Here is a 20,704-nt window from a genome sequence, read left to right on the forward strand (position 1 = left end):
CGACATCCTCGGACGGTCTAGATCTCGATCGCCTCCTCCAGACGCTTGAGTTGGAGGCGGGCCATCGCCAGGTTCGAATTGTTCTTGTCGAGGACGAGGTACAGGAACAGCCCGTTGCCCGTACGACCGGTTACCAGGCGGATCAGGTGGTACTGACGGTCCAGTGTGATCAGGATGTCCTCGATCTGGCCCTTGAGACCCAACTGCTCCATGGTGCGGACCTTGGCCCGGATGACATCCGTGTTCCCGGCCGCAGCAACGGTCAGGTCCAGGTCCTTGCCGCCGCCGAGCGTGCCCAGCGCCATTCCGCTGGTGTAGTCCACAACGGCGGCTCCCAGGGCTCCCTCGACCCCGGCCATCATTTCCTTCAACGACACTTCCACACTCGCCACTGCGCCTCCCATTGTGTGCTTTCGAATGCGCGGGCCGTGCAACCGACCCCGCCTCGGTTCCCGGACGGTATGCACGCCGCCGTCACGTGAGGAGACACTGTCCGAGACTGACGTCTGGTGACCGGACTACGGCCTGTCGCGATTGTTCAGTGGACCTTAAATGCCATGTCCGGGCGCGTAGTTGACGCCGGAAGCTCAGCTGTCGTCACGAACGTGGAGTAGTCGTTCCTGTACGTCCGCCGACAACGACCTGACCCCCCAGCGCTGGACGCACTCCATACCCCTGGCGTTCGTCGCGGGCGGAGCCGTAGGCGTACCAGGCGTGGCCTTGTTCACCGATTACGGCAGCACTGGTAGGCGAGTTCGGGAGGCACCTGGGCTGTCGCGGCGAATCGAGCAGTTCACCTGATTCGACCGCACCCTGCGCGTCGCGGCGCCTCCCGGATGGTTCAGCGGGGCGTTCCGACGGCGCGGGAGATGACGGTGTCGAAGGTGCGGTCGGACACGATGCGGCGCAGGCCGATGAGCGGGCGGGCGCCGAAGCCTGTGGCGTAGCGGGTCTTGGGGCGGCGGGCGGTGACGGCCTTGCCGATCGCGTCGGCGATGACCCGGGGCGGGGAGTTGCGCTTGGCGTTGGCCTCGGAGCGCAGGGCGGCGGCCACGGCCTCGGCCTGCCGCGCGTAGGCGCCGGCGGTGGAGGACTTCTCCAGCTGGTCGGCGGCGATGCCGCCCCATTCGGTGGCGATGCCGCCAGGTTCGATGACGACGACGTCGATGCCGAAGGGCTTGGCCTCCAGGCGCAGGCAGTCGCTGAGGGCTTCGAGGGCGAACTTGGTGCCGTGGTACCAGCCGCCGAGCGGAGTGTAGATCTTGCCGCCCATCGAGGTGATGTTGACGATCGTGCCGGATTGCTGGGCGCGCATGTGCGGCAGGGTGAGCTGGGCCAGGCGCATGGCGCCGAAGACATTGACCTCGAACTGGCGGCGGGCCTCGTCCATCGGTACGTCCTCGATGGCGCCGTAGGAGCCGTAGCCGGCGTTGTTGACCAGCACGTCGATACGGCCGGCCTCGGCGACGATGCGGTCGATGCCGGCGTGCATGGACTCGTCGTCGGTGACATCCATGGCCAGCGGACGAATACCGCGGTCGGCCAGCTTCTGCAGGCGGTCGGTGCGGCGGGCGGCGCCGTAGACGGTGTACCCCAGGGACTGGAGCTTGAGGGCGGTGGCCTCGCCGATGCCGGAGGAGGCACCGGTGACGAGGGCGATCTTGGTGGGCATGGCGGAGTCCTCAGGAATAAGATGAACGACGGTTCACCATCTATACTGAACCAAGGTTCATATTGATGCAAGTGGAAGGGCAGGCCCTCTCGTGACCCCAGCCAGGGCGCCGCGCGCCGACGCGGTCCGCAACCGGAAGAAGATCCTGGCCGCCGCAGGCGAACAGATCACCGCGCACGGCCCCGAGGTGGGCATGGACGAGATCGCCGCCGCGGCGGGCGTGGCCGTGGGAACCCTGTACCGGCACTTCCCCACCAAGACGGACCTGGTCGCGGCGGTCGTCGCCGCATACGTCGCCCGTGTCGCCGACGACGCCGAGACCGCGCTCGGCCGCGTCGAGGCCGGTGCCCGTGCCGTGGACGAGCTGACCGCTTTCCTCGGCCGCGTCGTTGAGTCGTCCGTGACCGACCGCGCGGTCAAGGCCGCTGCCCAGACCCTGGGCGCGGAGCCGGGTGACCGCGCCGATGAGGACCGTGCCGGTGCCGCTGTCGCCGCCCTCATCCGAGCCGGCCAGGCCGTCGGCGACATTCATCCCGACGTCACCGTCAGCGACATCTACCTGCTGTTCTCCACCGCCCCCACCGACCAGCCACCCGCGGCCCGCGCCCGCTGGCTCACCCTCGTCACCCCCGGACTGACCACCCGCACCCGGTGAGCAGGCAACTGACGCAGGGAGCCTCGGGCATCAGGTCGGACGGTGCGGTCGCTTCTCGTGAACATCGAACACGGCCGCGCCAGTGATTCCGGTGCCGGCCGTGATCCTGCTCCTGTCCGCGATCAAGCTCGCTCGCCATACCTGACAGGCAGGCCGGGTGGGCGCTGGCGCAGGTCCCGAGGGCAGGCCGCTCATGGACTAGACGTCGATGGCCCTCGTCGGTCGGACCGACCTGTACGCGTCCGTGCGCGCCAACCGAAAGTTCAGTCCGTCGGGGTGGCGATCCGCAGCGGCACGCTGTCTCGTCCAGCCCTCTCGCCGCGCTCCGTGACCGCCGACCACCAGGCGGCGCCGTCTTCCCAAGCACTGCCGAGCGGGGGTGGCCACGCGGTACGACAAGCGCGGTTACGTCCTCCTCGGCACCGTCCCCGCAGCGTCGCTTGCAGTAGGGATCCGGTCCTGACCAATGCGAGACAGGTCAGAGCCCACGCAGGCTGATCTGCGAGTGCCGTCTTATGGTTCCGGGATGAGTAACTCTGCTGCGGCTGCTGTCCTCACCACCACCGACCTGTCTGAAGCGATACGTGCGGTGCGCACCTTGCTGGCCGTGGCAGATATCGATCAGGGAGAGGTCGACTTCGAAGCCGTGATCAGGTCACCGGATGTCCTGGCGCAAGTACGTCACGTACTGCCCGACCTCGAATGGTGGGCATTGGCCGGCAAGGAGCACGGTTCGTCGGAGGCCGATGACGACCCTGCAGACTGTCTGCCGATCCGAGTGTTCGACTGGTGCCGTCCGCTGGACCGCGCCGAGCCCTTCATCGCTGCTCTGGGGCCGGATCCCGCGGCTGTTCGGTGGGATCTGGACGCATGGCCTGCGGTTCCCGAAGCGGGACTGGAGGCGATCTCGCAGAAGTACGCGTACTTCACGCTGACAGTTAATTCCCGGGACCTCTATCAGGACGAGCCGTCGCAGGATCACACCGTCCACGTGCACGTCCGCAACCGGGAGGGCGACCAGATCGCCCGCGTCCATTGGCTCGCCGAACAAGTCGGTGGCCGGTTCACAGGCAGGGTGGAGTCGGCGCCGCTGTAACCCCTCAGCAAACAGGCCGAGACCGCCCTCTCCGTCTGCCTCTCCCACATGATCGGCCGGACAGCTCCTGGGCGGCGACGCTCCGCCGAGGGGGACGGGGGTCAAGCTAAGTACCCCGTTCGGGACGAACTGGGGGCGTCCTGACCGACGGGTACCGCTCCGGAGCCAGGGGCCACGGTCAAGTAGGCGGTAGGTACTGAAGAGCTGCCACACCGGCAATCCGCACGGTGGCGCCGCCGGCCCTCTCCGCCGCGGCGAACGAGAGTCGAAAATCAGTGGCTGCCTGAGCCGGCCGACTCCACGCTGTACGCCATGGAAGAACCGCAACGCCGGATCCGTGCGGCCCACTCGGAATCCACGATCACGGTCTACCAGGCGTACTCCCCGGAAATCGGTCTGCCGGCCGCCCGCGACGGCCGTTTCCCCGCCGCGTGGAAGCGGGACAGGATGACGTGGATCAAACCGTCGTTCCTGTGGATGATGTACCGCTGCGGCTGGGGCGCCAAGCAAGGGCAGGAGACCGTTCTCGCAGTCGAGATCACCCGAGATGGCTTCGAGTGGGCGCTGCGCCACGCCTGTCTGTCGAGCTACACCCGCAGGGTCCACCCCGACCGCGCCGCCTGGCAGCGGCAGCTGAAGCGCGCGCCCACCCGCGTGCAGTGGGACCCGGAGCGGGACCTGCACCTGCGACCCATGCCGTACCGGTCCCTGCAACTCGGCCTCTCCGCTGAAGCCACACGACGCTTCGCCGACGAGTGGACAGTCGCCATCCGCGACGTGAGCCCACTCGCCCACGAGATCCACGCCCTCGTCAGCGGTGGGGATCTGGACTCCGCGGCCCGACTGCTGCCCAGGAACGCCCCTACCCCATTGGAGACGAGCTTCTTGCCCACCTGAGCGGATAACGGGCCGCTCCACTCGGCAGCCGACTCCGGCCCAGGGGCCACACGGCAGCACATGCTCGTGGGCACCGGCGTGTCCTGGCGTTGCCATGGCCGTCGAGTGACGGCTCGGCGCCCGCGGCGCAGCAGACCGGTGCCACACGGTGGCGACCTGCCGCACGGGTGATCCGAGGCGCCCAAACGTCATCACCGGGGTGACAGACCCGCGACGGATGCGACGGTCCTACGGCACCGGATCTCGCCTCCCGTCTCGGATGATCCTGGTCGTGGCGGGGGCGAGGGGCCTGCTGCGCTCGTCGCCCAGCGCTCTCGCAGGGGACAATGAGAGTCCCTCGGGGCAGGTGAGGTGGTGACGATGCCCCCATGGCATCTGCGCGACTATCACGATGACGATCTCGACCAGGCCATCCAGATCTGGGACCAGAGCCGCCGGGCCGACGAGGACCGGGTGTTTTCTGTCTCCGAGGTGATGGCCGCAGCCAAGGCCGGTCAGACGGCGGTGGTCGCGGTGGTCGGCGACGAACTGGTGGGCATGGCCGTAGCGCAGTCGTCCGACACGCGGGGGTGGATCCTCCTGGTGGCACTCGCCTCCCGCTGGCGCGAGCGCGGGATCGGCAGCGCTCTCCTCGCCGAGCTCGAACGGCGAATGCGGGCACTGGGCGTGCGCCACATCAGCGCACTGCTGCCCGCCGGTGCCGCGGGCACCAAGGCGCTGGAGAACTCCGGCTACCGGGCCCGCGACGACCTGACCTACTACGAAAAGCTCGAACCGCCAGGGGCCGCCAACGCCGACGTCCTCGCGTCATTGGGCGGACGCATGCTGCCCGAGGGGCTGTGGGACTCCATGGCCGGCATGGAGCGGGAGAAACAGGTCGTCGAACGCCGTGTCGTGCTCCCGCTGACGGAGCCTGCGCTGGCCGACCGTTACGATGTCGTCCCTCCCAAGGCCGTTATCCTGTTCGGCCCTCCCGGCACCGGGAAGACCAGCTTCGCCAAAGCGGTGGCCTCGCGGCTCAGCTGGCCGTTCGTCGAGCTCTTCCCGTCACGGCTCGCTGCCGACACGAGCGAGGGGCTGGCCGCGGCGCTGCGGGCAGCCTTCGCGGACCTGGCGGAACTGGACTCGGTGCTGCTCTTCATCGACGAGGTCGAGGAGATCGCCGGCGTGCGGTCCGGGATGGCGGTCGATCCGGGGCACGGGGTGACCAACGAGTTGCTCAAACTGATTCCTGTCTTCCGCGAGCACGACGCGCGGCTGCTGGCCTGTGCCACCAACTCAGTGCGCTCGCTCGACCCGGCTTTCTTGCGGCCGGGCCGGTTCGACAACGTCATTCCCATCGGCCCACCGGACCCGACCGCCCGCGCGGCGATCTGGGCGCGCTATGTCAGAGCCTCCGCCCACTCGGTGGACCTCACCCGACTGGTCGACGCCAGCGAGTTGTTCACCCCGGCCGACATCGAGTTCGCGGCACGGAAGGGTGCGCAGGCAGCATTCGAGCGCGAGGTCACCGATCGAAGGGGCCGACCCGCCACCACCGAGGACTACTTGACCGCCATCGCCGACGTCCGGCCGACTCTCACCGCACAAGCCATCAAGGACTTCTCCGAGGACATCGAAAGGTTCAGCCGCCTTTGAAACCAGAGGGAACGTGGTCCCGACTCCTTGTGGCGCCGCAGCCGCAGCGCTACCCAGTCACGCCAACCAGGCACCCAGAAGCCGTCATCCACCAAGCCGTTGAGCCGCCCGGCACGCCCGGCTTCACCCGATTCCCTGTGGGCATGGACCACGTACCGCATCGAAAACCCGATACGGGGTAATCCGAATATGCGCCGCTCTGGCATGAACTGGCAGGGAAAGGACCGAACCGTGATGATGTCTCACACACTCGAGCAACGTGTCCTCGTCATCACGATGCACGACGACCCCGCCACCGATACGAGGGCCGCCCTGCTGGCTCAGATCACCGATCTCGTCCACGTCCACAAGCCGGCTTCGGTCGTGATCGTCCTGGACCAGCCCTCGCCTTCCCAAACGACGCTCAGCGTGGTTCTCCGCGCCCACCACCTGTGCAGCCACCTCGACCTTGTGATGTTCGTGGCCTCCCACAGCGCCCCTGTACGACGCCTCCTCGCGGCCGCCGCCGACACAAGGGACATCCGACTGGTCATCCACGCCCGCGCCGACACGGCCATCGCGACGGCGACCGCGCTGACCACGGCGGCATGAGGGCCAGGCGTCGTTCTGGACGCCTCGGCATCAGAGCGGGGACTGGGCCAGCGCATCAGAGCGGGGGACTGGGTCAGCACGTTCCACGTTCACGTCCCAGCGGCGTGGCCGCCCTGGTCACTAACCGGCGGGGGCTCTACGTGCGCTGAGACGTGGCGGCGGCGCATGTCCCAGCTCTATGTGGTCACTGTCCAGTTCCCGTGGCCGGCGTCCTCACGGTCCGCGCGGTACCGCTCCTTCAGGGCATCTGCCGCAGGCAGGGCCTGCTTGGCGGTACGGGCCCCGGTCATCACACAGAGCGTGTACGTGACGTCCTCAAGAGCGCAGCTGGTGCGAGCGGTGGGGAGCACGTCGTGGTCGATCCTCGCCTGAGCGAACCGAGCCAGCACGGCCCGCAGCTCCTTCTCCGCCGGAAGGATCATGACGACGTCCCCTCGCTGGTCGCAAGGCACGACGGCCGGCACCACCGTCATGGATGGGCCGCACGTTTGCCTTCGCGCGTCGCATCTCGACGCAGAGCAGCGTCGAGCGATCTCCAGGTGCCCTGGGCTGTTGAGACTATGCCTGCCTGCAAATGCCGTGCCTTGTCACGCCGGGTGTGGTCGTGAAGGTGGTCGCCCAGGGGTACTCGGCCGCTGCACGACGGTGAAAGCGCCGTCCCACCCCACGGAGGGACGTTCCCATGACTCAGCATGTCCGCGACGTCATGACGACCGACCCGACGACCGTCGAACCGCAGACCTCAGTCACGGCGGTGGCCCGGATCATGCGAGACGAGGACATCGGCGCCGTTCTGGTCACCGAAGGCGGCCGCCTGACTGGGCTGGTCAGTGACCGTGACCTCGTGATTCGCGCGGTTGCCGAGGGCGGCGATCCGGACCGGACGACCGTGGCCCATGTCTGCAGCGAAGATTTGGTCACGGTCGGACCGGACGACGTCCTGGCCCACGTGGTGCACGTGATGCGTGAGCGTTCCGTGCGACGAGTACCTGTTGTCGACGAAGGACGTCACGCGGTGGGCATCGTCTCCATCGGTGACCTCGCCGTCGAGCGGGATCCGGACTCGGCCCTCGGCGATATAAGTGCCGCGGAGTCCAACCGATGAACCGGCCTTGCCGACGCGCCAGGTCTCCGCTCAGCAACGACAGCGATCAGACCTCTCTCAGCCAGGCAGAAAGGCGCAGGCCATGACAGCACGAGACGACAACCTTCCGATCGCCGACTACGACCAGTTGCCGCTCGGGACGCTTGAGCAGCGGATCAGGTCTCTGGACTCCGGTGAGCTGGACACGCTCAAGACCTATGAGCGTGAGCACGCCAACCGGACCGCGGTGACGCAAATCCTGGAGAGCCGCCAAGATCAACTTCGCTCCGGCGCCGAGCCGTCGGCCGCGCGGCACGGCGAGGCTGTGCCGCCTGCGTCTCCTCGAGGCGGGTCCAAGGTCACTCCCCAAACCGCGGCTCCGCCCCTTCACCCGCCCCCTCACGGAACACCTGACCAGTACGGCAAAGCCAAGGGCAACCAGGCGTAGCCGCACCAAGCCGAAAGGAGCATGGCCATGACGAGCCCTGATCCCGAGCCGAGGCGAACGCCGGGACTCGAACCCGGAAGCGGTGTCCCGCCCGGTGAGACCCCGCCCGCCGAGGCGGGCAGTACCGCAGGCATCTCCCATCCGCAGCCCGAGCTGCGCAAGGGCTGGGGACCGATGCCGCTCATTCTGATCATGGTGGTGGTGGCACTGGTGGCGATCGGGCTGATCGCCATGGTGGTCGCCCTGATCGCCTAGCTTCACGGCTGCGACGCATGCCGCTCCTCACGCCTTGCCCATTCGTCTGGGCCAGCTTTCCGGCGTTGCTGCCTAGGGCACGGCCTTGACGCCGAAGGCGTGGAGGCGCCGACTCCCGCGAGCGGGCGATCCGGTTCTGCCAATGCCACGGCTTTGAGCTCACAGGTGAGCGTTTCCTGTGGCGAGGCTGGCCGGCGACCGTGCCTGCGACCCGCTTGGCCCCATCGGCCGCCGACTGGAGCTGATCACAGGCATCGGGCCGTTCCCCATCACAGCACCGCAGTCACTCTCGCGAACATCCCAAGACGGATGATCAACCAACGCTGCCAAAACTCGTCAAATGCTGCCCCCAGAGGATGGACGAAGCCGTTGAGGCTCCCAACGCGGGCACCCACGTCCGCCCGGCATATGTCCAGCTTGCCGCACCTCGGGACCCCAGCCTGATGCGTCGGCCGGGAGGCCCCGCACCCGTGGCCGATGTCACTGCGCGGCTGTCGTGGAAAGCTGGGTATGCGGCAGCTTGTCCAGGCGGGACGAGTAGCGGAGGACGACGTGGACTGGGGTCGGTTCGCGCAGCAGATGGCCTTCATGGCGCGGGATCTTCTGGCGCAGGATTCGGTCAGCAGCACCCTGGAGAGGATCACCGCTTCCGCCACCGAGCTGGTGGAGGGCTGCGACGCGGCCGGAATCCTCGTTCTGCACGACCGGAGGGTAGAAACGCTCGCTCCCACCCACCAACTGGTCGTCGACAGCGACCAGTTGCAAGAGCGGCTGGGGGAGGGGCCGTGTTTCGACGCCGCCCGCAGTTCGGTGGGCGAGCGGGTCTTCCGCATCGCCGACCTCACCAGCCTGCAGCAGCGGTGGCCCGCCTACGCGCCCCAGGCCCACGCCCTCGGTGTGGGCAGCATGATGGGGTTCCTGCTGTTCACCGACGAGCAGGACTTCGGCGCACTGAACCTCTACTCCCGCAAGCCCGGCGCGTTCACCGAGAGCAGCGAACTGGCCGGCTGGCTGCTGGCCTCCCACGCCGCGGTCGCCTTCTCGGCCGCCCGCACCCACGCCCAGATGGAAGAGGCCGTTGGTACCCGCCACGTCATCGGCGAGGCCATGGGCATCCTCATGGGCAGCCACCGCCTCACCGAGGAGCAGGCGTTCGACGTGCTGCGCCGCTACTCCCAGGAGAACAACATCAAACTCCGCGAGGTCGCCCGTCTGATCTGTGAGGAGGGCGACCTCTCCTGATTTCATTGCCTCAGCGATGGGGATGGTGTGGTAGCCGCACGCCCTGGGGAATGGCCCGCCAGTACTTGCGACACCAGGAGGAACGAGCTGTGTCCTCTTCGATGAACCCGAACCGGGCCAGTTGCCGCAGGTGATAGCTGGTCGCGCCGCGGTCCTCATTGAACTCGGCGGCCAGATCGGCAGACGTGGCCGGGCCATACTGCTGGAGCCTGCGGAGGGCTCGACGTTGCTGCACGCCTTGTGCCGTCTGCCGGTCCCCGCCCCAGGCACTGCGGCACGCCGAATCGGCGGCCCACGCCCACCGCGAGGCCTGGCGGGACCGGCACGGAGACGTGGCCGTCAAGCGTTCGGGGTAGGCGTCCGCCGGGCTTCCCCGAAGTCCCACAGGCAGACCACCGACCGATCTCCACCCGCACACCGCACCCGGACGTTCACATCGGAGAAGAACTCCGTCAGATGCGGACGCCCGCCCACCCACCGGTCCGCGAACCACTCACCGAGATCCTCACGGAGCAGCAGCTCCGCCAAGGGCGGGCTGCACACGGCCACGAGATCCTCCGGGCGGGTCTCGAACCGGGCCCAGCGCACCTCGCCACCGTCGGCGGGAAGACGTGCTTCGCGCACGCCGGTGAAGACGGTCTCCCACGTGCCGTCCCTGAGTCGCAGCACGCGGTTGTCCCCGATGCCGAAGGCCACGTGCTGACGCCGCTGGTGGTCACCGAGCTGGGAGAGCAGCGCGGTGAGGGCGACCTTGACCTCGGAGTCGGCCTCGGTACCGCCCCCGGTAGCAGCGACGCTCGTACCGCCCCCCTCGTTGAGGCCGACCAGACTGACGGATCGGCCCACACCCTGCAGGGCGGAGCGCAGCAGCCCGCCCAGCTCGCTGTCTTCCGCCTCACCAGGGCTCGTGGCATGACCGGCCGGAACCGTATCGGTACGCAGACCCTGATGGGTGCCTGGGCCGAGCACGGTGCCGAGATGCTCGCCGTACCGGCCGAGTTGTGAGGCGAGGCTGCGGCAGGCCCGCTGTGCGGCCGACTGCGACCAGAGCCCGCGCGGAGCGCCGGCCGCCACCACGCTGAGCAGGGTCGGTGAGGGCATCTCCTCCACCAGCCCGAGCATCACGGCGTCCCGCCGGTGTTCACCGCCCTCGCGCTGCCGGGGGCCCCGCACGGAGGCCGCCCGGACGATCAGCGGGCCGAGATCGGCGCCGTCGACGGTGCTGTCGGCGGCGCAGTCGCGGCCCAGGGGAAGTTGGTGCGGTACGGCGGGTGACTGCGGTGGCGGGCCTGGCGGTTGCTGAGCCTCGACGGTGTCACGGGGGCCGAACCGCGCCGCGGCCCTCCCCAGCGCCTCGGCGAGCCGGGCCGCCACACCTGCCTCCACTCTCTCCTCCAGCACGGCGGCCAGCCGTGCTTCCACACCGGCTTGCACCCGTGCCTCCACGTCGGCGGCCAGCCGTGCTTCCACACCGGCCTGCACCCGCGCCTCCAGCTCGGCGGCCAGCCGTCCGTCCACCTCCGCCGCCACGCGGGCCTCCAGGCTTCCCTGCAGTTGGGTGAGTCGGGCGTGCAGGTGCCGGCTGTTCGCCAGCGCCTGGTCCCGCTCCCCGGAGACTCTGGTGAGCTGGACCTCGTACTGCCCACGGGTCCGGTCCACCTCGGCCGCGACCACTTCCCGAGGCGGCCCGGCCGCCGCCGTGACACCCCGGCCGTACGAGCCGCGGCGGAGCCCCAAGCCGAGCACCGCGCTCAGGACGCCGGCCCCGAACAGCAGGACGCACAGCAGGCCCAGAACGAGCGGTTCGATCTCCACGCTAGTGAACTCCCTCCACGCTACTTAACTCCTTCCACGGTCGGCCGCCGCACGGTTCGTTCCGCGAGCGCGGAGACGGCGAGGGCTTCGAGACGGTCCCAGAGCGAGCTTCCGTCGAGCTCCCCGGAACCGAAACCGGCTGCCGCCTCGGCCGGGGCAGCGGGTTTCTTGTGGCGGGCCATGAGGTCGAGGCAGCCGAGCCGGGTGTCCCGGCAAGCGGCCCGCACTCGCTGAGCGGTCAGCTCGGGGACGCGGTTCGGCGCTTCGTCGACGAGCGGCCGCAGTACGCCGTCGCACAGCGCTGCCAGCCCTGAGGCCGCGTAGTCCGCCTCGGCCTGCCGCACGGCGTACCCGGGGCGCCGCTTCGCCCCGTCCAGCAGCCGCAGCGCCCGTCCGGCCTCGGACATTGCCAGTGCCCGCACCGGCAGTCCCTCGGCCGCGGGGCCGATGGTTCGTCCGGCGCGCTGTCGCAGCCAGCTACCCAGATCGGCCATGCCGTCGGGCCCGCGCAGCCCGGCCACCGTCGCGACGAGCACCACGGCCGGAGGGTGCGGTGCCCGCCGGGTGCGGTCCAGCAGCCTGGCCAGTACGGCGACGGCGGGCGAGGGCGCCACGTTCCCGCCCAGCTCGTCCGCCGCGACGACCGCGAGGACGAGGTGGGCGGTGTGCAGCAGTTCCAGGGCCGTCCGGCGCAGGGTCCGCCCGCTCTCGGGGCCGGTCCGCTCCGGAGGTACTACGGGAAGGTCGACGACCTCGAGGTGCAGATCGTCGTGGCCGGGCGTGGCCAGCGCGGTCTTGTCCAGGGCGGCCGGGCGGTTGCGCAGGTCCTGAGGCCTGACGGTGCCCGCCGTGGGCCGAGGTGCGGGCCAGGGCAGGGGAGTGCCCCGCATGTGCGCCCGTATCGCCGCCTGGTCGCGGAGCAGCCTCGCCACCGCAGCGTCCATCGGCGGCGCCAGGGGTGCCGCCGCCGTGAGGTCGTGGCAGCGGCGCAGGGTACGGGCGACCGCGTCCGCGCCCGCGCTGCCGGTGCCGAAGAACGGACCGGTGGGCGCTTCGGAAGCGCGGACGTCCAGCCACGCCGCGGTGCGGGGCACGGTACGAAGTGCCGCGGGCGGCCGCTCTGTTCGCCGGGTCGTCAGCAGACGGGCGAGCCGGTCGAGCGCCGCCGTGAGATCGGGCGGCAGCCGGAGCTCGGGCCGGTCGGTGGCGCAGTGGACGACGCGGACCGGCAGGAGGTCAGTGACGAACGGCGGATCGGCGACGCGTACCCCCGTCAACAGCGGGACCAGGCCGGGATCGTCGGCTGTGCGGGCCACCACGATCCGCAGGGGTACCCGGCCACCGTCCGGACGGCCGAGCATCTCCGCGTCGGCGGCGAGCTGTGGCGACAGTCCCGCGGCACGGCCCACCCCCGACGCGCTCAGCACGGCACACGCCCGTACCCACCAAGAGTCGATCCCCACGGGGCCCCCAGCCCGGTCAGCCGCTGTCATGGCGACGCCGTTCACGTGCCGGCCGGGTCCGGGCGCCGTACCACCCTGCCGGGGAAGTCCGTCTGCGGCTCCGCCACACCGATCCGGCGCAGGGGGGTCAGGAACACCCACTGCACCAGCCGCTCGTCCAGCCCTTGCTCGCCGCCCAGACCCGATTTGATGGTGGTGCAGTTCTCAAGCTCGGCCTTCTGCCACTCCGACGTCTGATCGAAGACGACTTCGTGGTCCACCGCACGGGCCAGCGGCTCCAGGATCAGCGACACTTCGCGGCGCCACTGCCACCACCAACTGCCGGGCGCGGCGGTCGGCCAGTGCAGCAAACCGCCCAGTACACCGTCGAGTTTGTGGGCGGAACGAAGCTGGCTCCGGTCCTCGTGCTTCTCGCGGTGCGCCTCGGCGGCGCCCTTCAGATGGGTCAGCAGCGCGATCCGGTACGTGCTCTGGTGGCGCCGGTCCGCAAGCACGACGCGATCGCTCTGGGGATGGATGACGGCCTGTAGTTCAGGGTCGATCCCGGCGAGATGCAGTGCCTGTCCCGCTCGCGCGGCCCAGAGCAGCCGGAGGTCGCCGAGCTCAAGGGCATCGACGTCGACGACCCCGACCGCGTCGAGGACGTCGGAGGGCGCTCCTGCAGCCGCCTTCTTGAGGGCCTCGACGTCGCTGAGATCCAGGGGCACGGCGACCTCCCGGGCGATGAAGTCCGGTCCGTCGGGTCCGCTCCGGGCCTCGGGTCCTCTCAGCGCGGGCACGATCACGGCCGGATCCTCGTGCGCCGGCAACGGGCCACCGAGGCACTCCTGTGCGGCCTTCGCCGCCTCTTCCCGCCAGACGCGACAGTCGGCGTCCGGCAGCCGGAGCAGTGCCAAGTGCAGAGCCTTCCAGGCCACCGCGGGCTCCGGAGGCTCCGCCGCCCCGAAACGGGCCCTGGGCCGGGCATGGCGCCAGCCGCGGAGGTGCCTGGTGTGTTTCTTGCCGAGCTCCGCACACAGTTCGCCCAGCCGCTGCGCCAACTGATCCATGGGATCCGGCTCGGGGGCCGCCGCTTCAGGTTCTCCTGCGGTCGTGAGGACCGGCTCGGGCTCGGTGGGCGAATCCGGTTCGGTCTCCGGCTCCGGGTCCCGCTCAGGTCGGGTGGCGGTGGTCCGCTCGACTTCGGTTCCCCTCTCCCGTTCGGGCTCGTCCGCCGCGTGTCCCGCCCTGATGGTCAAGCTGAGGGCGATGGACGCCTGCGCGACCCGGGCGGCCGTCTCGGCCGGGTCTCGCTCGTACGGGGGGTGGTGAGGCTGCACCTTGTTCAGTTCCCTGTGGCACGCGTCGAGGGCGTGCAGCACCGTGCTCCGGCTCACGGAGGGCCCCGAACCGAGGACATCGGCCACGGCTTTCGCGAACACGTGCCAGTGCCCTACGGCGTCCCGCGGTCCGGCGGGCGTGTCGGCCGAGGCGGTGGCGATCTCTCCCATCAGTGCCTCCCGGTCGTGGGGTCCCAGTACTCGTTGAACTCGGTCAGGCCACTGCTCATGGGCCGGCGCAGTACCCGGCCGGGGCGCTGCTCCACCTCCCGCATTGTCTCGGCGGGCAGATACGGCACGGCTCCGCGATGGACGCGCAGCCTCCCGTGCGCGTCCAGGCTCGCCGCGTGGTCGGCCAGACCCGGAGCGGGGAGCCGGCCGAGGTCTTCCGGCTCACCCCCCTCGCGCACCAGGTAGAAGTGGTAACTGCCGTGAACCGGCGGCACGTCGAGGACCGCCGCGCGGCCCGGCACCGGTTGCTGTTCCGAGTCGGTGGTGTCGTGGAAGAGCTCCCTCAGATACGTCTCGTCGGGCCTGGGCGCCGGGAACACCTCCACCAACTCCGGCGCGCCCCCGTGCGGTTCCTTCAGCGAGACGCAGATGCTGCCAGGCAGCGAGAACGTGTTGAGCCCGGCGTCGAAGCGCACGTCCTGCCGGGCTCCGTCCAGCTCCAGGGCCTGCCCGGTGACGAGCAGATGGGGCATGCCCCGGCACAGCAGGATGTAGGGGAACAACTGCTGGTCCATCTCCAGCTGGTAGTTGACACCGGTGCCGTCCTTCCTGCGCCACACCTCGTCCAGTGGCGCGGGCAGGGACTCGGCACGCGCGGACAGCACGAGGTTGAAGCTGCCCCACTGGATCTGGTCCTTCGAAGAGGTGGCCCGGTGCAGCATCACCACCTCTGTCAGCGGTTTCCAGCCCGTACGGACGCCGCGGCTGCCCCGCGCGTCGAGCTCTGCGAACGGTGTCCCCGCCCGCAGCACGGTGAGCACCCGGGCCTCGCCGGCCGCCACCGTCCCGAAATCGCCGGGCAGGCTGGAGAACAGGTCCTGCGTCCGGATGTCCAGCTCGCTCAGGCGGATCACCGGGTCGGTGGCGGACAACCCGTTCCGCATCGCCAGGTGGCCCGAGAGCGCCTGGGTGGAATGGGCCCAGGCGGCGCCGATCGACGTCGCCTGTTTGGCGATGGGCCCCTTCTCGACGGACAGCGCCGTGGGATTCCAGCCGAGTCGTACCTGGGAACCCGCGTCGGCCTGGGTGAGGACGCCGACCACGGTCTGGCCCACCTGTTCCAGCGCGCTGCTGCGCCCGGAGAGCACCACCTGGTCGAGCACGGGGACGGGATGCGGTTTCAGGCCCTTGGCGACCCGCGTGGTGTTGTCCTCGTGGATCCGGGTGAAGACCGTACGGACGAGATCCGCGCCCATCTCCGCGGCACGCCGGAGCACCGGTTCCATCAGCGTGCGGAAGTCGCCCGGGTCGAGAGTGACCTCCTTGGCGGCGCCGAGCCGGTGGGAGCCGGAGTTGAGGATGGTCTGGACGTCGTCCTGGGCGATGGTGGCCGCCCGGGACACGCTGTCGTGCTCACCGCCGCCCAGACTGCGCTTCGTGGACTCGGCCAGCTCCCACAGCAGGTCGAAGCGCATGTGCCGAAGGGTCCGTTCCTCCTCGTTCAGGACGCCGTCCCAGCCCGTCGGAAGGCAGTGGTCGAGGACCTCCCGCACGTCCGGGGCGACGATCGTTCCCAGCATCTCGGAGGCCTGCTCCGCGACTCTGGTGGACAGACTGCGCACCTCCTGATCACCGGCCGGCCCACCAGGACTGGCGGCTGCGGACGCCGACGCGGGCCGCAACTGGTCCACCAGACACGCCTTGATCCAGTAGAAGACCTGTAGCGTGAGCAGATCGCCGCCCAGCTGCCCGTGTCCGGTCGAGCCCAGGAGCAGGGGTTCCAACCGGTAGTCACGGCCGGAGACGAACTCCTGCTCCGGCGTCAGATGCGGCGTGGTGTCCACCAGGGCGAGCCGCAGCAGGGCGATGTCGGTCGTGCAGCCGCCGATGTCGATGGCCAGCAGGATGCGGTGCCAGGTCGGCGGGTCGTCACTGACGTGGCGCGAACGCGAACGCAGCGCCTCCAGGCCGAGGTTCTGGTTGTCGGACAGTTCCCGCATCACGAAGAACAGGCAGGCGGCCAGGCCTTCGTCGTAGTCCATGACCACCTGGGGAATGCCGAGGCCGCAGCGCACGAGCTTCTCCAGCCGCAGCTTGATCTCCGGGAGGATGGTCGTGGGATAGGTGACCACAGCGGTGCGTACGGTGGGCCGCTCGCCCCCCGGCTGGCGGAGCATCAGCTCCTCGGCGCGTTCCACCAGCCGCAGATACAGGTGCTGGGCGAGGTGGACGGCGCTCATGTCCGTGCCGTTCACGGCCGGTGGCTGCTGCTGGAGCACGGCCCGCTTGATACCGGTGATCACGCTGGCACCGGCTTGGTCGGCGGTCTCACCAGGAAGTTCGAAGCGCCGCTCCTCCGGCCGCGGACCGGAGTGGGGAACGGTGGTGCCGTCCGGCCCCGACGGATGCCCGGGGGGCAGCCCGCTGTCGCCGAGCGGCGCCCGCTCGATCAGCGCGCTGGCCGGAGCCACGTTGCGCTCGCCACTCACATTCGGGTAGTCCACGGGCCGCAGCTTGTGCCGGTCGAGCGCCGGCGTGTTCATCACGCGGGCGTAGCCCTCGAACAGGCGGGGCACCAGCCACTCCCACAGTGCGGACCGGCCGTCCTGGTGCAGGCTCTGCTCCACCTTCACCATCAGGGCGTCGACGACATCGGCGTCGTCCAGCCGGGACAGCGCCTGCCGGCCGCTGATCCGCAGCCCGCCCCGGCGGCCCAGCACCAGCTCTCCCGCCGTGATCGACTCGACAGCCTTCCGCCACTCGGGAGGGGCGTCGGCGGGAGGGCTCAGCAGGTCGCTCAGCAGCTTTCCCAAGGACGCCGTCTGGTCGGGATCCACCAGCCGCTGGGTGATGGCGCCGAGGTCCCACAGGGTCGCGGTCGACGCGGTGGAACCGAGGTCGACCGCGACGAACTGCTGCAGGTTCTCCCCGGCGGGCTGCCAGGAGCGCAGCCTCAGGAACTCGTCGTCCTCGGCGGCCAGACCGGCTTGCTCATGCGCGGCCGGAGGCTGCTCGCCGGGCGGGGCGAACTCGAGCGTGACGCTGCCCGACGCGGTGTCGGCGCCGGCCGAGCCCGTGTACTCCAGCGACCAGTGGACGTCGACGCGCAACTTAGTGGGGTGACCGGAGCCGAAGACGTCGGCCACGCGCGGATCGCCGTACACCAGACTCACCGGCAGCCTGGAGTCCAGGGAAAGGATGCGCAGTCCGTCGACACTCGCCGCGGAGTAGTCCTGGGGCACCCAGATGGTTTCCAGTGCATGGGCGAGCTGTGCGGGTATGAGTACGCCGGACTCGGCACGGACCTCTACGCGAGGCGGCAGATGGACGGTGACGTAGCCGGGGCTGCCGGGCTCGCGCTCCACCAGGACCTCCGGCAGCGGGAAGCCCGACTGGTCGGCGTAGACACGGAAGTGCCGGCGGCCGAGCGCGACGACACCGGAAGGGGCATGTGCGCCCGCCGGATCGGGGACGCGGAAGGTGATCTCCAGTGCGCTCATGGTCAGTCGATGCTCCAGGTCCTGACGAGACGGTCGATCGGCAGTTCGACGTGGGTGCCGGGGGCTCCGTCGTCCGGTGAGTCTCCGGACGGCCCCCCGGACGGGCTGTCGGCGTCGCCGTCGTCGTCCGGCGAACTCTGACGGGGCGGCACGATGTCGTTCTCGTCGAGCAGTGCTGCCGAGGCCAGGTCGTAAAGAGGGACGAGCGTGTCGGTGACCGCGCGGCGCAGCGCGTCCAGGTTGTCGGTGACGGTCCGGGCCGCGGCGACCGCCGTGTGCTGGCGCAGCTCGACGATCCGCAGGGGGTGCCGTTCCCGCTCCTCGATGTGCTCCTCGAGGTCCCGCATCAGGTGGTGCCAGGCCAGGGCATGCTGGGCCCGTGCGGGAAAGCGTCCCTCCAGCTCCGCCTTGTCCCACTCCTGGTGGTCCGGAGCGGGCATGTGCTTCTCGAGGGCCTTCTCCATGGCCTGCTCGGTGTTGAGGCAGGTCCACAGGGCGGCCAGCTGGCGTCGCGCATTCGCGGTTCCGCCGCGGCGTCGCGAGTACAGCTCGATCAACAGCCGGCTCGTGCCGGGCTCGGCGAACCACTCGCGCAGCGGCGCGAACTCCTGCTGCCAGTGCGCGGCCCAGTCCTGGCACCACTCCCGTAGCTGGTCCGTGCCGTTCGCGCTCCACTCCCGAACGGTGTGCTGGAAGTGCTCGATGAAGGCATCGGAGGAGTCCTCCGCCGGGTCCGCGTCCCCCAGGAAGCCGTCGGCGCCGCCGGTATCCGGTTCCGCCTCGAATCCGGGGTAGTCGGTCAGGAGGCCCGCATCGGACGTGGGCGGCCTGCTCTTGCTGACCAGGTGCTGATCATCCCGGTCGGCCCGCTCCAGCAGGTGGTGCCACTCCTTCCACTGGAACACGGCACGGTGCACCGCTGCCGCCGACGCGGCGAGCCCCGGCGGCAGCGTCGGCGCCGCCGAGCCCTCGCTCTCGCCGGACACCGCCGCCTCGTCGCCGACACTGTCGCGGTCGGGGCGGCGCAGCGCGTGCAGGGCCGGGCGTACCCGCCGGTCCAGCAGGTAGCGCAGCTCGGCGAAGGTCTCCTCGATCTCCCGGTACGCGGCGTTCTCGCCGACCGCCGAGCGGTACACCTGGCGCCGGAGCGTCAGCACAGCGGCGTCCAGCTTCCGCCGTGAACGCTCGGCGCGTTCCAGCTTCTGCGCCACACCGTTCCTGCGCACATGGTCCTCGATCAGGTCGCGCAGATGGCGGATCCCGCCGTCGTCGTCGTACGACCGCAGGCGCGGCGTCCACGGGTTGCCGGCGTCGGCGCTCTCCAGGCGAGCGGCGACCGGCTCCCACAGGCGCTGACCGGGCGAGGGCAACTTGCCCATGGCGGCGCGAACCCGCTCGCGGGTTTCGTCGGAGAGATGGGTGTACGACAACTCGTAGGCGCGGATCGCGGGAATCGCCGAGGTCACCACGATGCCGTCCTGGCGCCCCCGGACGAACTTGCTGCCGTAGACGTGGATTCCGTTGAGTTCGTCGGCGTGCCGCAGCAGTTCGGGCACCGGCAGAGCGGGGCCCGGGACGGCGGCGAGGGACGGAAGATGCGTCTTGTCGAATACGTTGGCGGCGACCAGCGCCGCCTGCCCCAGGGCCGCCGGGGTGCGGCCGTCCTCCAGCAGCATGTCCCAGAACTCCGAAGCGCCCTTGGACTCCGGTCGGGAGGAGAGCACGACCAGCAGGATGGTGTGCACGTCGACCAGGGCGCGCCGGCTCAGGGACTTGTCCCTGCCGTACGAGCCGGCCGCCCCGATGCCGGGAAAGTCGAGCAGTTGAACGGGGTGTTCGGCCAGCAGCCCGCCCAGGGCCCAGTGGTCCGGCGAGACGGTGACCTTCTGGATCACGCGTTCGATCAGCGGGAAGCTGCGGCTGAGCGCGTCCTTGTCGCTCTCGATGTTCTCGCTGTTGAAGGGCTGGAGGGTGAGCTTGGGTGGCGTCTTGGGCGTGACCTTGGCCGGGGGCAGTTTCAGCGCCTCGTTGACGATCTTCCGGTCCACGTGGGCGCGGTGGCCCAGCACGCTGTACCGGCCGCGCTGGCTGATCAGGGCGTCCCGGATCCGGCACAGTTCGACCACGGTGTCCCGGTGGGCGTCGTCGATGAGTTCGGGCGGGACCGGGCGCGGGGCCCCGCCGGCCGGTGCCGGCCACAGACACGGGTACCAGCTGTCGAAGGGCGCCCAGCCGCGCGGATCGGTCACCGGGTCGTATCCCGCGAGCGCGGCGCCGGTGCCCAGCTCGGGGTGCCTGCGGTCGAGTTTGCTGATCAGGGTCGAGAGGATGTCCTCGACGCAGCGGCTGAGCTGGGGTTCGCTCAGATAGCGGATCTCGGTGGTGTCCGCCGCCCGGGTAGGGCTGCCGCGCTCGCCCGCGGTCAGGTGCAGCACGGTGATGTTGCCGGTGGTCGGGCGTTCCTCGACCGGCAGGAGATCCGGACAGCCGAGGAGGGTGCCCAGGAGCAGGGACTTGCCGACGCTGTACTCCCCGACCACGCCGATGGTGACCGGTGAGTCGACCCGTTCCAGCAGTTCCTGTGCGGTCTCCCCGACGCGCGCCCGGGCGGCGTGGCATTCGGGGGTGTCGGGTATCTCCTGGTCCTGGAGCATGGCCTGGGCGTCTTGGGCGTACTGCCGCAGATCTGCCAGGGCGGTGGGCGAAGCCGCTGGAGTTGCGGCGGCTGGGGCGGATGTGTTGGGCACGGCGACTCCGCGGTGTGTGCGGCGGAAAGACGGTCGGTCGGTGAGGCGATGTGTCTGATCGCGCGTCAGGGAGCGGGGAATGCGCTTCCCCGGTGCCCTGAGCTGCCGGTG

Annotated in this window: 17 protein-coding genes and 1 pseudogene; 9 read left to right on the forward strand and 9 right to left on the reverse strand. The window is 69.9% G+C overall.

Translation table 11 applies throughout. From position 1 onward, the window contains the following. Nucleotides 1–17: 17 nt before the first annotated feature. On the reverse strand, nucleotides 18–392 hold the full coding sequence (locus ACIRD7_RS09195; RefSeq protein ID WP_403451508.1) for a hypothetical protein: 375 nt from the start codon (nucleotides 390–392) through the stop codon (nucleotides 18–20). 449 nt (nucleotides 393–841) lie between these two features. After that, nucleotides 842–1,672 carry an oxidoreductase gene (locus tag ACIRD7_RS09200; RefSeq protein ID WP_403451510.1) on the reverse strand — a complete coding sequence of 277 codons (831 nt, stop codon included), beginning with the start codon at nucleotides 1,670–1,672 and terminating at the stop codon, nucleotides 842–844. 91 nt (nucleotides 1,673–1,763) lie between these two features. On the opposite strand from ACIRD7_RS09200, the gene ACIRD7_RS09205 reads away from it, so the two are divergent. The 5 genes and pseudogenes from ACIRD7_RS09205 to ACIRD7_RS09225 all read left to right on the forward strand — a co-directional run bounded on the left by ACIRD7_RS09205 (nucleotide 1,764) and on the right by ACIRD7_RS09225 (nucleotide 6,549). After that, a complete protein-coding gene (locus ACIRD7_RS09205) occupies nucleotides 1,764–2,327 on the forward strand; it encodes a TetR/AcrR family transcriptional regulator (RefSeq protein ID WP_403451512.1) in 564 nt (187 codons plus the stop codon). A gap of 526 nt (nucleotides 2,328–2,853) precedes the next feature. Continuing rightward, nucleotides 2,854–3,423, forward strand: coding sequence for a hypothetical protein (locus ACIRD7_RS09210; RefSeq protein WP_403451513.1), 570 nt, complete (start codon nucleotides 2,854–2,856; stop codon nucleotides 3,421–3,423). 312 nt (nucleotides 3,424–3,735) lie between these two features. After that, nucleotides 3,736–4,328, forward strand: a pseudogene (locus ACIRD7_RS09215) (DUF4291 domain-containing protein). Nucleotides 4,329–4,671: 343 nt separating this feature from the next. Beyond that, nucleotides 4,672–5,958: an ATP-binding protein gene (locus ACIRD7_RS09220; RefSeq protein WP_403451515.1), complete on the forward strand. Its 1,287-nt coding sequence runs from the start codon at nucleotides 4,672–4,674 to the stop codon at nucleotides 5,956–5,958. Nucleotides 5,959–6,195: 237 nt separating this feature from the next. Next, on the forward strand, nucleotides 6,196–6,549 hold the full coding sequence (locus tag ACIRD7_RS09225) for a hypothetical protein (RefSeq protein ID WP_403451517.1): 354 nt from the start codon (nucleotides 6,196–6,198) through the stop codon (nucleotides 6,547–6,549). A 176-nt stretch (nucleotides 6,550–6,725) separates the two neighbouring features. Here ACIRD7_RS09225 and ACIRD7_RS09230 read toward each other — a convergent pair whose 3' ends face one another. Next, on the reverse strand, nucleotides 6,726–6,971 hold the full coding sequence (locus tag ACIRD7_RS09230; RefSeq protein ID WP_403451519.1) for a DUF5133 domain-containing protein: 246 nt from the start codon (nucleotides 6,969–6,971) through the stop codon (nucleotides 6,726–6,728). A 260-nt stretch (nucleotides 6,972–7,231) separates the two neighbouring features. On the opposite strand from ACIRD7_RS09230, the gene ACIRD7_RS09235 reads away from it, so the two are divergent. The 4 genes from ACIRD7_RS09235 to ACIRD7_RS09250 all read left to right on the forward strand — a co-directional run bounded on the left by ACIRD7_RS09235 (nucleotide 7,232) and on the right by ACIRD7_RS09250 (nucleotide 9,578). Then, the gene (locus ACIRD7_RS09235) at nucleotides 7,232–7,654 is read left to right on the forward strand and encodes a CBS domain-containing protein (RefSeq protein WP_403451520.1); all 423 of its coding nucleotides are present in this window, start codon (nucleotides 7,232–7,234) and stop codon (nucleotides 7,652–7,654) included. Between the two features lie 82 nt (nucleotides 7,655–7,736). After that, entirely contained in the window at nucleotides 7,737–8,081 is a 345-nt protein-coding gene (locus ACIRD7_RS09240) for a hypothetical protein (RefSeq protein WP_403451521.1), read from the forward strand. 27 nt (nucleotides 8,082–8,108) lie between these two features. Continuing rightward, the gene (locus tag ACIRD7_RS09245; protein WP_403451523.1) at nucleotides 8,109–8,336 is read left to right on the forward strand and encodes a DUF6480 family protein; all 228 of its coding nucleotides are present in this window, start codon (nucleotides 8,109–8,111) and stop codon (nucleotides 8,334–8,336) included. Nucleotides 8,337–8,846: 510 nt separating this feature from the next. Further along, on the forward strand, nucleotides 8,847–9,578 hold the full coding sequence (locus ACIRD7_RS09250) for a GAF and ANTAR domain-containing protein (protein ID WP_403451525.1): 732 nt from the start codon (nucleotides 8,847–8,849) through the stop codon (nucleotides 9,576–9,578). Nucleotides 9,579–9,588: 10 nt separating this feature from the next. Here the strand turns inward: ACIRD7_RS09250 and ACIRD7_RS09255 are convergent, their stop codons facing one another. Genes ACIRD7_RS09255 through ACIRD7_RS09280 form a run of 6 tightly spaced genes read right to left on the reverse strand, consistent with a single transcriptional unit; the run spans nucleotide 9,589 to nucleotide 20,593 of the window. Continuing rightward, a complete protein-coding gene (locus ACIRD7_RS09255; protein ID WP_403451526.1) occupies nucleotides 9,589–9,996 on the reverse strand; it encodes a winged helix-turn-helix domain-containing protein in 408 nt (135 codons plus the stop codon). Continuing rightward, nucleotides 9,918–11,393, reverse strand: coding sequence for a hypothetical protein (locus ACIRD7_RS09260; RefSeq protein ID WP_403451528.1), 1,476 nt, complete (start codon nucleotides 11,391–11,393; stop codon nucleotides 9,918–9,920). The genes ACIRD7_RS09255 and ACIRD7_RS09260 overlap by 79 nt, the downstream gene beginning before the upstream one ends. 20 nt (nucleotides 11,394–11,413) lie before the next feature. Then, nucleotides 11,414–12,856, reverse strand: coding sequence for a hypothetical protein (locus ACIRD7_RS09265; RefSeq protein ID WP_403451529.1), 1,443 nt, complete (start codon nucleotides 12,854–12,856; stop codon nucleotides 11,414–11,416). Between the two features lie 41 nt (nucleotides 12,857–12,897). Continuing rightward, entirely contained in the window at nucleotides 12,898–14,346 is a 1,449-nt protein-coding gene (locus tag ACIRD7_RS09270) for a hypothetical protein (protein WP_403451531.1), read from the reverse strand. Continuing rightward, nucleotides 14,346–17,846, reverse strand: a complete 3,501-nt coding sequence (locus ACIRD7_RS09275; RefSeq protein WP_403451532.1) for a hypothetical protein — start codon at nucleotides 17,844–17,846, stop codon at nucleotides 14,346–14,348. The genes ACIRD7_RS09270 and ACIRD7_RS09275 overlap by 1 nt, the downstream gene beginning before the upstream one ends. Nucleotides 17,847–17,848: 2 nt before the next feature. Continuing rightward, nucleotides 17,849–20,593, reverse strand: a complete 2,745-nt coding sequence (locus ACIRD7_RS09280) for a hypothetical protein (protein WP_403451534.1) — start codon at nucleotides 20,591–20,593, stop codon at nucleotides 17,849–17,851. Nucleotides 20,594–20,704: the final 111 nt, after the last annotated feature.

The sequence above is a fragment of the Streptomyces sp. NPDC093568 genome, from assembly GCF_044764945.1.
Lineage (GTDB): Bacteria > Actinomycetota > Actinomycetes > Streptomycetales > Streptomycetaceae > Streptomyces.